This is a genomic window from Paenibacillus sp. Paensp38, assembly GCF_059491915.1.
The window spans coordinates 1683454-1695517 of the sequence record NZ_CP168516.1; the positions used below are offsets into that span (position 1 = coordinate 1683454).

At 44.8% G+C, this 12064-nt stretch carries 14 protein-coding genes; all 14 read left to right on the forward strand.

Annotation, left to right across the window (positions count from 1 at the left end):
- The first annotated feature begins 33 nt into the window (after nt 1-33).
- The 14 genes from ACEN8J_RS07670 to ACEN8J_RS07735 all read left to right on the forward strand — a co-directional run bounded on the left by ACEN8J_RS07670 (nt 34) and on the right by ACEN8J_RS07735 (nt 12036).
- Nucleotides 34-411, forward strand: a complete 378-nt coding sequence (locus ACEN8J_RS07670) for a hypothetical protein (protein ID WP_029517316.1) — start codon at nt 34-36, stop codon at nt 409-411.
- A 197-nt stretch (nt 412-608) separates the two neighbouring features.
- Nucleotides 609-1223, forward strand: a complete 615-nt coding sequence (locus ACEN8J_RS07675) for a genetic competence negative regulator (protein WP_013310751.1) — start codon at nt 609-611, stop codon at nt 1221-1223.
- A gap of 86 nt (nt 1224-1309) precedes the next feature.
- Nucleotides 1310-2005 (forward strand): glutamic-type intramembrane protease PrsW, encoded by a 696-nt coding sequence (prsW, locus tag ACEN8J_RS07680; protein ID WP_069012703.1) that lies wholly within the window; start codon nt 1310-1312, stop codon nt 2003-2005.
- 263 nt (nt 2006-2268) lie between these two features.
- A complete protein-coding gene (gene ypeB, locus ACEN8J_RS07685) occupies nt 2269-3654 on the forward strand; it encodes a germination protein YpeB (RefSeq protein WP_495594391.1) in 1386 nt (461 codons plus the stop codon).
- 165 nt (nt 3655-3819) lie between these two features.
- Complete coding sequence (locus ACEN8J_RS07690) at nt 3820-4479, forward strand: flagellar brake protein (RefSeq protein WP_029517319.1); 660 nt, start codon at nt 3820-3822, stop codon at nt 4477-4479.
- 129 nt (nt 4480-4608) lie between these two features.
- The gene (gene cmk / locus ACEN8J_RS07695; RefSeq protein ID WP_495594392.1) at nt 4609-5316 is read left to right on the forward strand and encodes a (d)CMP kinase; all 708 of its coding nucleotides are present in this window, start codon (nt 4609-4611) and stop codon (nt 5314-5316) included.
- Entirely contained in the window at nt 5313-5906 is a 594-nt protein-coding gene (locus ACEN8J_RS07700) for a lysophospholipid acyltransferase family protein (protein WP_495594393.1), read from the forward strand. Before cmk ends, ACEN8J_RS07700 begins: the two co-directional genes overlap by 4 nt.
- A 120-nt stretch (nt 5907-6026) precedes the next feature.
- Nucleotides 6027-7253, forward strand: a complete 1227-nt coding sequence (gene rpsA / locus ACEN8J_RS07705; RefSeq protein WP_029517322.1) for a 30S ribosomal protein S1 — start codon at nt 6027-6029, stop codon at nt 7251-7253.
- A 147-nt stretch (nt 7254-7400) separates the two neighbouring features.
- Nucleotides 7401-8723 (forward strand): ribosome biogenesis GTPase Der, encoded by a 1323-nt coding sequence (der, locus tag ACEN8J_RS07710; protein WP_013310744.1) that lies wholly within the window; start codon nt 7401-7403, stop codon nt 8721-8723.
- Between the two features lie 11 nt (nt 8724-8734).
- On the forward strand, nt 8735-9343 hold the full coding sequence (gene plsY / locus ACEN8J_RS07715) for a glycerol-3-phosphate 1-O-acyltransferase PlsY (RefSeq protein ID WP_029517323.1): 609 nt from the start codon (nt 8735-8737) through the stop codon (nt 9341-9343).
- On the forward strand, nt 9336-10376 hold the full coding sequence (locus ACEN8J_RS07720; protein ID WP_029517324.1) for an NAD(P)H-dependent glycerol-3-phosphate dehydrogenase: 1041 nt from the start codon (nt 9336-9338) through the stop codon (nt 10374-10376). The genes plsY and ACEN8J_RS07720 overlap by 8 nt, the downstream gene beginning before the upstream one ends.
- A 166-nt stretch (nt 10377-10542) precedes the next feature.
- The gene (locus ACEN8J_RS07725; RefSeq protein ID WP_013310741.1) at nt 10543-10818 is read left to right on the forward strand and encodes a stage VI sporulation protein F; all 276 of its coding nucleotides are present in this window, start codon (nt 10543-10545) and stop codon (nt 10816-10818) included.
- A gap of 177 nt (nt 10819-10995) precedes the next feature.
- Nucleotides 10996-11646: a hypothetical protein gene (locus ACEN8J_RS07730; RefSeq protein ID WP_023989184.1), complete on the forward strand. Its 651-nt coding sequence runs from the start codon at nt 10996-10998 to the stop codon at nt 11644-11646.
- 39 nt (nt 11647-11685) lie between these two features.
- Complete coding sequence (locus ACEN8J_RS07735; protein WP_029517325.1) at nt 11686-12036, forward strand: 2Fe-2S iron-sulfur cluster-binding protein; 351 nt, start codon at nt 11686-11688, stop codon at nt 12034-12036.
- Nucleotides 12037-12064: the final 28 nt, after the last annotated feature.

Sequence of the window (12064 nt, forward strand, 5' to 3'; positions counted from 1 at the left end):
TGCTTGATTCTACCACAAAGGGAGGTTCTAATTGTGAAAACATCTTCATTTTTCCTGGGAATCGTTTTGGGCGCTGTCGCAAGCTCTATGATCTCCCGTAACCGCAACATGTTGGGCTTATCTATGGACATAGGTGGAAAAAAAGGCGGCAATTTAGTGCAGCAAGCCCGTACTAAAATGATGGACGCGGCATTCCCCGGGATGGGCGAGATTACGCTCAATAAAGAAGACACCCATAAGGATCAAGACCATCATTCACAAACAGATAAAACCGCTTATAACGCCCATACTGCCAAGAACAAAGAAGAGAATATGAAGTTGATTAAAGACTTCATCAGCACAAGTCCCGATGTTAAACGTGAGGTCGAGCAAATTTTGAAAGAAACTCATACAGCCGTACCGGGATTGTAACCCAGAAACCTTTATTCCGAATCATTTTGCGGCTTTTTTGTAAAAGCCGTTCAAATGATTCTTTTTTTTATCTTTTTATTGCGTGCATTTACGATTATAAAATGATAACATGATTACATAGAACCATTTTCATCACAGGCATCATAATTGCATCATAATCTGTTAATAACACTCGGCTGCCAGGAGGAGGGTCCAGTATGAAAATAGAAAGATTAAGTCAGGACAAGATACGGATTTTCCTTACCTTTGACGATTTGAGCGAACGCGGTATTCAAAAAGACGATATGTGGCAAGAAATTCCTAGAGTTCATGAGCTGTTTACCGAAATGATGGATCAGGCATACAGTGAGCTGGGCTTCGACGCCACGGGACCGTTAGCTGTCGAAGTCTTTGCGCTTCCTGCTCAAGGAATGGTTGTTATCGTCACTCGGGGTAAATACGACCATCAACAGTATGGTTCGGGTCCCGATGAGGAGCTTCCAGAGGAAGTCTACGAAATGGAAGTCACGTTGGAGCATAGTGATTCCATCGTTTATGCGTTTAGCGATTTCGAAGTACTCATAGAAGCGGCTCATATGCTTCGTAGCAACACTACGGAAGCAGGTAAGCTGTATCATTATAGAGGAAAATGGATTCTGCATTTGGAACCAGAAGAAGTAGAGGAGTCCAAGCTTGCCGCTTTAATCGCGGTTCTTGCTGAATTTGGAGAAGGCTCATCCGTTACACCAGCTATGTTGGAAGAGTACGGCAAACTGGTCATTCCTGAACAGGCAGTTGCTGTCATCTGCACTCATTTTGACAGCCGTTCTTGATTCGTTTTATCAAAAGTGATATCGAAGTGAATTTGTCGGCTCTGCGCTGAAAGCAGAGCCGACTCATTTTTATGGAGGGATGATCGGTGCTTCTGTTTTCAGTTTTAGCGGCAGCCACAGCGCCGGGTCTCGCCTTATTGATGTATTTTTACTTGAAGGACAGGTATGATTCGGAGCCACTGCACATGGTTATTAAAGTGTTTTTGCTCGGCTTTTTGGTGGTTCTTCCTGTCATGATTTTTCAACGAGGGCTGCTGCTTTGGCTAGGGGATCACACGTTAATCCAGGCGTTCGGCATTTCAGCCGGAGTGGAAGAGTTTTTTAAATGGTTTCTGTTGTATCACATCATCTATAATCATACCGAGTTCGACGAGCCTTATGATGGTATTTTGTATGCGGCCGCAGTCTCACTCGGATTTGCAACGGTTGAAAATCTGTTATATGCCTGGGCGGGCCATGCTTCGGTTAGCATGATGCTGATGAGATCATTGCTACCGGTATCCGGTCATGCGATGTTTGGCGTAATGATGGGCTACTACATGGGGAAGGCCAAGTTTTCAGAAGGCTTGAGGAGCAAATACATGTTGCTGCTGTCATTGGTGCTTCCATGGTTCTGGCACGGAGTATACGATTTGATTTTAACGAAATTTTCGCATGACTGGATCTGGTTTATCATTCCACTTATGGCCTTTCTATGGTATGGAGGAATGGCGAAGATCAGTCGGGCTAATAACCGTTCTCCTTTTCGTTTGTTAAAACGGGAAGAAAAGGTTAACATGTAACAAAATGGGACACACTGATCTGACAAACCTGTTAGAGAAAGAGGTGTCTTTTTTGCGTATAAAAGTTAGAATTCATTGTAAAAGATGCGGAGAACGCTTTGTGCTGAGAGGACGCATAGAGCAAGGACAGATTCAGACCGGCTTTAAACGCTGTATTTGCGATAACTGTGAGTTTATTGTTGAAGTCATGGAAAACCATGCATAAGAGAGCTTTCTTCTTGTCACACTATCGGTAGTGTACTTGAAGAAAGGAGACTCCCAATATGTATAAGCGACTTAGTTCCGTATTGTTCCCGGTGGTTACCCTGATGATGATAGGAGCATTTGTGTGGGGTTATCAGCAAAGCCAGATGAGAAAAGAGGTGTCTCTTCAGGCAAATAGCATGTCGATAAAAGCGGAAAATCAATACCAGCGTGCGTTTCACGATTTGTCGTTTCATATGGATCAGCTGCATTCTCAACTCGGTAACGCGGTTGCTGTCCATAATACTTCACACGCGATGCACCGCAAATGTTTGATGAACGTGTGGAGGATTACAAGTGAGGCTCAAAATGAGGTTAATCAGTTGCCCCTCAATGTAATGCCTTTTAATCATGCTAAAGATTTGCTGTCACATCTATCTGCATTTTCGTATCAGACCGCTGTCCGTGATCTGGATCACGAGCCCTTAAACGAGAAAGAAATTTCGAACCTGAAAACGTTGTATAACAATTCCAAAGAAATTTCGAAAAACATGCAGGAAGTGCAGCAGAAAGTCATTAGCAAAAATTTGCGCTGGACGGATGTGGATATGGCGGCAGGTTCTCAAACTGGGCCGAAGGACAACACCATTATTGATGGCTTTAAAACCGTGGACAAAAAGGTGGAAAACTATAAAGAGCTGGATTGGGGACCGTCTGTAGCCAGCATCTATGATAAACGCTCTGTGAAAAAAATGAGTCTCCCGCCAGTAAATGCAGAACAAATTAAACAAAATGCTGCTGAATTTACAGGAAAACCGGAAAGTCAGATCAGGGTGAACGAAAACGGTAAAGGAACGGAATGGGCATCTTATACAGCTACCCTGCTAAATAAGAAGCAGCCTGTGGCCAGTATGGATTTTACGAAAAAAGGCGGCAAGCTTATTTCTTATCATGACATGAGGGCAGTAGGTCCTAAAAAAGCAACACGTAATGAAGCGATTCGCTATGCTAGTGAATACCTTGAACAAAAAGGTTACAAAGACATGAAGCCCGTTGCGTATGATGAAAGCGGGAATTTAGCTAACATTACATTTGTGAGCCAACAAGGGGATGTGATTATCTATCCAGAAAAAATCGCAGTCAGATCAGGCCTTGATAACGGACAAGTGATCGGTTTTCAAGCCAGTGATTATGTGTATGAGCATAGTCATCTCCGCCGCATACCGCAAGCGAAATTGAATTTGAATGCAGCACGAGCAAAATTGAATCCTGAGTTTCGTGAAACTTACCACCGTAAAGCCTTAATTGAAAATGAACTTTCGAATGAAGTTCTCTGTTATGAATTTGGTGGTAAAATCAATGGTTCCGTTTACCGGATATACATTAACGCCAATACGGGGATGGAAGAAACGATTGAAGAGGTTAAAGATTCAGATGAACCTCAGGTTACTGCAAGTAATGCCTAGTTGATTACATGAAAATGAATCAATAGTCACTCTAAACCTCCTTCATGAAGGAGGTTTTTTGTGCTTTAGTCATAGATCAAACAAATATTATGCTTAATATAGGCACAAAGTCGTGGTATTATATACCTTAATTAGAGCTTTTAATGGACAAGGATGGTGGATCATTTGTTTCCCAAAATTAATGATGTGTTATACATACAAGTGGCAGGTACTGACCATAAGGACGAGATTTTTGAATTTAAGTCTCGTATTGCAGAAGAGGAGTCACAGAACTTTTTAATTGAAATTCCTATGTCACAAACAAGTGGGCATTTGAAAAAATTGTTTCTAGGGGAAGAACTGTCTATATTTTTTTTGAGCGAGGGTGGGATTAAAAATTATTTTAATACCCACGTTACGGGTTTCAAAGAGGATATCCTCCGGATGATTCGTATCCACAAACCTGCTCCAGACAGCATCAGCAAAATTCAGCGTCGAAACTTTCTTCGGGTTAAGGCCAACTTGGAAATTGCTGTAAAGCATGGTGCGAACGAGTCCAGATTTGTAGCAGAGACACATGATGTAGGAGGTGGGGGTGTTTCTTTTCACACCCAGGGAACTCATCATCTTGAAGAAGGAGAATCATTGTCTTGCTGGATTTTAGTTCCATATAAAAACGGTACTCAGGAGCATGTTCCGTTCCAATCTGAAATTGTGCGCATTCAGCAGATGGAAAACGGTCGCAAACTCATTATGCTGAAATATGAGGAAATCGCTGATCAGGAGCGCCAAAAACTGATTAAATATTGCTTTGAAAGACAGCTGGAATTCAGGGGGAAATCTTAATCATCCGAAATTTTTCTTTTTTAGTAAACCTGTCGCTTATTTTGCATCGCCTATAAATGTGTGGTATAATTTTCACGTCGCAGGCAATGCCTGCTTTTTTCTTGAGGTTAGGTTAGGAGGAATTCCCTGTTGGCAAGGCAACATGTATCTTCAATTAACAAAATAAATGTAGCCATTGATGGACCTGCTGGTGCAGGGAAAAGTACAGTGGCCCGCTTGGTGGCGAAATCACTTTCTTATGTATATGTAGATACTGGAGCCATGTACCGAGCAGCAACGTGGTACATGATGCGTAAGGAAATTCCTGCAGAAAATGTACAAAAAGTGCTTCAACATGTACCTGAGCTGGTGATTGAATTAGTACCGGACCCCACAGGCCAAAAGGTTTATTGTAACGGGGAAGATGTAACCACTGTGATCCGTTCGATGGAAGTGACTAGCAACGTGTCACAGTATTCAAGTATTGCCGGTTTACGCACTCGTTTGACTGAAAACCAGCGTGAGATGGCTGCACGCAAGGGTGTCGTTATGGATGGTCGCGATATTGGAACAACTGTACTTCCCGATGCGGAAGTCAAGGTGTTCATGACCGCAAGTGTTCAGGAACGTGCCTCCCGCCGTTTTAAAGAGCTGAGCGAAACTGATGATATCACTCTGGAGCAACTGGAACGTGACATTGCGGCACGTGACAAGCTTGACGAGGAGAGGGAGGTATCTCCGCTTCGTTGCAGTGAGGACGCCATCGTGCTCGATACGACCCAAATGGGCATTCAGGATGTCGTTGATACGATCGTATCTTATTGCTTAACGGAGAAGGATGGAGAGATCAGCCAATGATATATACTGTATGCGCCAGTATTTTGCGTCTCATTTACCGCGTTCTGTTTAGACTTGAGGCGGTAGGCAGGGAAAATGTTCCTGCTGAGGGTGGAGTGCTGTTGTGTTCTAATCATATTAGTAATCTTGACCCTCCTACAGTTGGTATTTTGCTGAAGCGAAAGGTTCACTTTATGGCAAAAGCCGAGCTGTTTAATGTTCCTGTACTGGGTCCACTAATTGGGAAACTGGGAGCTTTTCCAGTCAAACGTGGCGGTGTAAGTAAGGAATCCATTAAGCTGGCATTGAACATTTTGCGTGATGGTAAGGTTATGGGAATCTTTCCCGAAGGTTCCAGAGGAGCTGGGGGAATCGGTAAAAAGGGTGCTGCAAGCTTTGCGCTACGCAGTGGAGCGGCTGCCGTTCCGGTCGCCATTATTGGTGATTACAAGCTTTTCCGTAAAACGAAAGTGTTATACGGTAAACCTGTCAATTTGGACGATTACCAAAAGGGTGCCGATATCGAAGGAGATCCACTTGAACTGGCAACAGAAGCAATTATGTCTCGTATTCGCACGATGAAGGAAACGGGTAAGCCTACGAATAACTGAAAGGCTTGTATGAATTGTGTCTAAGCTCGGAAAACTAGAACAAAAGTTTATTTATGTTTTGAACTCTGCCATGCGCAGGTTTAAATAAATGGTTTTTTTTGAATTGAGGAGGGTATTGACATGTCGGAAGAAATTAAAAATCAAGAAGCTGCTGAAGCGGCAAATCAAGACGAGCTCGATCAAATCGTCTCCCTGAAAAAAGGTGACACCGTTAAGGGTACAATCGTGAAATTGGAAGATAACCAAGCGGTAGTAAGCATTGGATATAAATACGATGGAATTATTCCAATTCGCGAGTTGTCTTCTGGTCTGGATAACGCAGAAGAAGCAGTACAAGTAGGCCAAGAGGTTGAAGCTAGAATTATCAGCATTGACGATGGCAAGGAAAAACTTGTTCTGTCCAAACGTGCAATCGACAGTGAAAATGCTTGGGAAAAGTTGGAGCAACTGTTCGAAAGCAAAGAAGTATTTGAAGTCGTTGTAAATGATGTCGTTAAAGGCGGCATCGTGGTAGACGTGGGTCTGCGCGGATTTATCCCTGCATCCATGGTAGAACGTCACTTCGTAGAAGATTTCAGTGATTACAAAGGCCGCACATTGCGTGTTGTTGTAAAAGAACTGGATCGTGAAAATAACAAAGTGATCCTTTCTCAAAAAGACGTTCTGGAAGCAGAATTCGAAGCCAACAAGCTTAAAGTAATGGCTGAGCTGAAAGAAGGCCAAGAAATCGTAGGTACGGTTCAACGTCTTACTCAGTTCGGTGCTTTCGTAGATGTTGGCGGCGTGGATGGTCTTGTTCACGTATCTGAAATTGCTTGGACTCATGTCGATAAGCCTTCTGATGCAGTTTCTGAGGGAGACCAAGTGAAAGTAAAAGTCTTGAAAGTAGATCCTGAAAAAGGAAAAATCAGCCTGAGCATGAAAGCTGCACAGCCTGGTCCTTGGGAATCGGCTGCTGGACAATTCAACAACAATGACATCGTAACAGGTGTTGTAAAACGTCTGGTTAACTTCGGCGCATTCGTTGAAATCGCTCCTGGCGTGGAAGGTTTGGTTCATATTTCCCAAATTTCCCACAAACACATTGGAACTCCACAAGAAGTTCTGGAGGAAGGGCAAGAAGTGAAAGTTAAAATTCTTGAAATGAATCCTTCCGAAAAACGTGTTAGCCTGAGCATTAAAGAAACTGAGGAAGCTCCCGAAGCTGCTCCTAAAGCAGAAAGAGCACCACGTGCATCTCGTGCACCTCGTGAGGAACTGAATAATCCTAACGTTTCCCTCAATAATTCCGGTCTGAGCATTACGCTCGGCGAGCGTTTTGGCGATAAGCTGAACAAATTTAAATGAGTTTAAATCAATACATTTTATAATATGCATAACGTACACCATCGGCGGACCCAGAGGGTTCGCCGATTGTTGTTACATGACCATATCGCCAATAGGTATGTTTTTTGCTATGATGATAGCGGAAGAATTGACAGGAGGAGTGAATTTATGGCAAGACCCGTTGTGGCTATCGTTGGTCGTCCGAATGTGGGCAAGTCCACTATTTTTAATCGGATAATCGGGGATCGTTTGTCCATCGTGGAAGATAAACCCGGAATCACTCGTGACCGTATATACGGTATATCGGAGTGGAATGGTAAATCCTTCAGTATTATTGACACCGGCGGCATTGAGATTGATGGTGAGGATGTCATTTTAAAATCCATCCGTATGCAGGCCGAACTTGCAATAGAAGAAGCAGATGTAATTGTATTTATGAGTGATGCGAAAGCAGGAATTACACAGTCAGATGAAGAGGTTGCTCAAATGCTATATCGTTCGGGTAAACCGATCATCGTAGCTGTCAACAAGGTGGACAACCTCAGTCGCGCCGATCTGATTTATGAGTTTTATTCTTATGGATTTGGTGATCCAATCGCTGTTTCTGGTAGCCATGGTACAGGGATAGGCGATCTGCTAGATGCCATTACATCCAATTTGCCTGAGCTGGAAGAAGATCACTATGATGAAGACGTTATTCGTGTTGCCTTGATCGGCCGCCCGAATGTAGGTAAATCTTCACTGGTTAACGCCATTCTGGGAGAAGAGCGGGTTATCGTTAGTGACATTGCAGGCACGACACGTGATGCAATTGATACACCCTTTGAAAAAGACGGTCAAAAGTATGTACTGATTGATACGGCAGGTATGCGTAAACGTGGCAAGGTATATGAAACGACCGAAAAATATAGTGTAATGCGTGCCATGCGTGCCATTGAGCGTGCAGATGTTGTATTGGTCGTTATTAACGGCGAGGAAGGCATTATTGAACAGGATAAGCACATTGCTGGCTATGCTTATGAAGCGGGTAAAGCTTCGCTGTTTGTCGTTAACAAATGGGATGTCGTGGACAAGGACGACAAAACGATGCACCAGTTTGAAACGAAAATTCGCGATCACTTTTTGTTTATGACATATGCTCCGATTGTGTTCTTGTCTGCAAAAACGAAGCAACGCCTGCAAAAGCTGCTTCCTGTTGTACAGCATGTGGCACAGCAGCATGTGTTGCGTATTCAGACACATTTGCTGAATGATGTAATTTCCGATGCGGTTGCCATCAATCCTCCACCAACAGACAAGGGACGTCGTCTGCGCATTAACTATGTGACCCAGGTTGCTGTTAAGCCGCCTACGATGGTTGTATTCGTAAACGATCCAGAAATAATGCACTTCTCGTATGAGCGTTATCTGGAGAACAAAATCCGCGCCGCCTTCAATTTTGAAGGAACTCCAATTCGAATCTTTACACGGCGCAAGTCTGACGAAAGTTAGGAGCGAATAGGTTGATTTTACAAATCGTTGCCATCGTACTCAGTTACTTGCTTGGCTCTGTCAGCTTTAGTTTGCTGTATGGAAAATTAAAAGGAATCGACATTCGCCAACATGGGAGCGGCAATGCCGGTGCGACGAATACGCTGCGTGTGCTTGGAAAAGGCCCAGCTATTCTGGTACTGCTGCTGGACGTTCTTAAAGGGGTTATTGCGGTACTAATAGGGCACTGGTTAGGTGGGGAATCATCCTGGGTACCGGGTTTGTGCGGCATTGCGGCGATTGCGGGCCATAACTGGCCGGTATATTTTCACTTTCGTGGAGGAAAAGGTATTGCGACTGCTATTGGTGTATTGGCATCGCTTGCCTTACTGCCCGCACTATATGCCGGAATCATTGCGATACTTGCAATTGTAATGACTCGTTACGTATCCCTTGGATCACTCATATTTGTCATTTTGACCCCTTGGATATTACTCGTGCTTGGTTTTGCATGGCCGTTATTCTGGACGGCTCTAATCATTTGTCTGTTCGCTGTGTGGAGACACCGTACCAACATAGTCAAGTTGGTACGGGGGAATGAGAATAAGCTTGGCTCCAAAGGAGGAGATCGTCTTGTCTGAGAAAATAGCTGTGCTGGTCGCGGGGAGTTGGGGAACAGCCCTGGCTTCCGTTCTTGCGGCCAATAACAACGATGTCTCTGTCTGGACGAGAAACGAGCAGCAAGCAGCTGAAATCAATGAGAAGCATACAAATGAGCATTATTTACCGGGCTCTATTTTGTCTGATCGCATTTCAGCTACAACTGATATGCAGACTGCGGTATCTGGTGCTAAAGCAGTGATAATCGTATCTCCTTCTGCTGCTGCTCGTCAGGTAGCACGTAGTCTGAAAGCTCATTTTAGCAAGGATATGCTGGTAGTGCATGCCATTAAAGGTTTTGAAACAGAAACGCTTAAACGTATGTCCACGGTGATCTCGGAAGAACTGGAAGTCGCGGAGGGCGATATTGCCGTGCTGTCTGGTCCGAGTCATGCGGAAGAAGTGGTGAGGAAATGTCCTACAACGGTCGTTGTAGCTTCCTCCAATGAGCAGGCTGCACAGGCTGCTCAGGGGCTGTTCATGAACTCCTATTTCCGTGTCTATACAAACCGCGATTTGCTCGGTGTGGAACTGTCCGGGGCGCTAAAAAACATTATCGCATTGGGTGCGGGAATGTCAGATGGGCTTGGTTTCGGTGATAATGCCAAAGCAGCTTTATTGACCCGTGGGTTGGCTGAAATTACCCGTGCCGGAGTTGAGATGGGGGCTAATCCATTAACCTTTGCCGGCCTAGCTGGTATTGGCGATCTAGTGGTCACGGCAACGAGCCGTCACAGTCGCAACTGGCGTGCAGGGTCACTATTAGGACAGGGCCAACAGCTTGATGATGTGCTGGAATCTATGGGCATGGTCGTAGAGGGGATTCGAACGACAAAAGCGGCATACGCCATCTCTCAAAAATTAGGTGTTCAGATGCCTATTACAGAGGTACTGTATGGAGTACTGTTTGAAGGACGTGACGTCCGTAAGGCCGTTGAGGCGCTGATGGGTCGCGACCCTAAGACCGAGATGGAAGTCATGCCACTTCAGACTTGGGAGCAATGGCATTCTTAAAGGCTCAGATGAGCTTTAATAATATAAAGGCTGTCTCATGGTAGATTTTTTCTATAATGAGATAGCCTTTTTTAGTTAGGCGTTTGGCATGTCTTATGTACGCTTAATCACCTTTTGTCTCCGCCACTCATAGACTGAGTTGAGCAATGGCGGAGGAGGGGAGATTATGAATAAAAACTTTCCGAAAGATGCATTGAAGGCCATTAACAAAAAAGGCGGCAAAAACATATCCGAAAATGCAGTGAAAAAGCTGGCAGGCACGGTAAAGGCGGACACGCTTCAAAGCGAAGCGCAACTGCGTCAGCTTATCAAGCAAGTGTCTGCGATGGCCAACATTCCGGTGTCGGAAGATACAGTAAGGGATATTGTTGGTGCCGTCAAAAAGAGCGGAATGAATCCTTCCAATATGGAAGCGTTGATGAAAATGATGATGAAAAAATAGACCGCTGGCCGCACGCCAGTTAGTATTATTCACCGTGGACCGGGAAGGTTCGCGGTTTTTTTATATTTTGGAGTGGGTAACCGCTTTTACAGTACACAAAATATCGAACTGCCCTGTCGAACATGTTATAATGATGCCCATCAGGAAACGGAAGGAAAGACAGCAAAGGAGGAAACAATGTTGAAGGAGGCAATATCATCGGTGTTAGTAGACAGGCTTCCTCACAATCTGGCAGTTGCGCTGAGTAGCTTGGCTGAGAACTGGTCAACAGTGTCGGTTCCGTGGATGCTAGGCGGGAGTTGTTCACTACTTGTACATGAAGTTGAACTGGATCGCCTGCCTCGGGACATTGATATTTATGCGGATATTCATGCAGCAAAGCAACTTCATGCGCACCCCCTGGGTATAAGTATAGATCGACAGCAGGTTGATCGTAGCGGCTCTTACGTTTCATTGCTGAGCCACTATGATCTGGAGGGATTTCCAGTCGAGTTGGTGGGGGGATTTGAAGTATTATGTGACGGAGCGTTATACCGCTTAGAGATCGAGCGACTACTTTGGTCGGCTGGTGTTCAGCTTGAGCTGGGGAGTGCTTCACTGCGTCTGATGCCGCTCAGTCATGAACTTTTATTCAATATATTGCGAAATCGACCCGACCGATATAAAGCGATTGCAGAAGTCATGAAGCGCGACCCGCGACGTCATATAATTGTACTGAAGCAGCTACTAGTCAGTAATATTTGGAATGAGGAGCAATTGGACAAGCTTGTAGAACTTCTGCCTTGGCCAGAGTTGCACTCCGTCATCCAGATGGGCAATGAAGTATAAGTTGTGTGTGTTAGGAGAAAGACAACTGGAGGACTATTCATGAATGTGCAGATTACGTTTAGGCCGTCAGGTAGGCGCGTACAGGTCGGTCAGGGTACGTCATTGCTTCAGGCTGCTCGTAAAGCGGGTGTATATATCCCCACTCGTTGTGACGGAAAAGCAGCCTGTCTGATGTGTAAGGTACAAATATCACCGGAATGGGCTGAATTTGCAGACCAACCCAGAGATGCAGAGCAGCGTAAGCTGGGGCCTTTACTGGATGAAGGAATGCGCTTATCCTGCCAGGCACGTGTCCAAGGCGATATGGAGGTAACCATACCGGAGGATAGGCTCAAGGCGGCTATCAGACGGCAACTGGAGCGTCAGGCGCTGGATGATGAACTGTGGTAATGCCGATTATATCAGGAGAATAGAAAAA

Excerpts from the sequence above, each read along its gene's own strand:
- ACEN8J_RS07675 (WP_013310751.1), top strand. The coding sequence starts at position 609 with ATGAAAATAGAAAGATTAAGTCAGGACAAGATACGGATTTTCCTTACC.
- ypeB (WP_495594391.1), top strand. The coding sequence starts at position 2,269 with ATGTATAAGCGACTTAGTTCCGTATTGTTCCCGGTGGTTACCCTGATG.
- ACEN8J_RS07700 (WP_495594393.1), top strand. The coding sequence starts at position 5,313 with ATGATATATACTGTATGCGCCAGTATTTTGCGTCTCATTTACCGCGTT.
- rpsA (WP_029517322.1), top strand. The coding sequence starts at position 6,027 with ATGTCGGAAGAAATTAAAAATCAAGAAGCTGCTGAAGCGGCAAATCAA.
- der (WP_013310744.1), top strand. The coding sequence starts at position 7,401 with ATGGCAAGACCCGTTGTGGCTATCGTTGGTCGTCCGAATGTGGGCAAG.
- ACEN8J_RS07725 (WP_013310741.1), top strand. The coding sequence starts at position 10,543 with ATGAATAAAAACTTTCCGAAAGATGCATTGAAGGCCATTAACAAAAAA.
- ACEN8J_RS07730 (WP_023989184.1), top strand. The coding sequence starts at position 10,996 with ATGTTGAAGGAGGCAATATCATCGGTGTTAGTAGACAGGCTTCCTCAC.
- ACEN8J_RS07735 (WP_029517325.1), top strand. The coding sequence starts at position 11,686 with ATGAATGTGCAGATTACGTTTAGGCCGTCAGGTAGGCGCGTACAGGTC.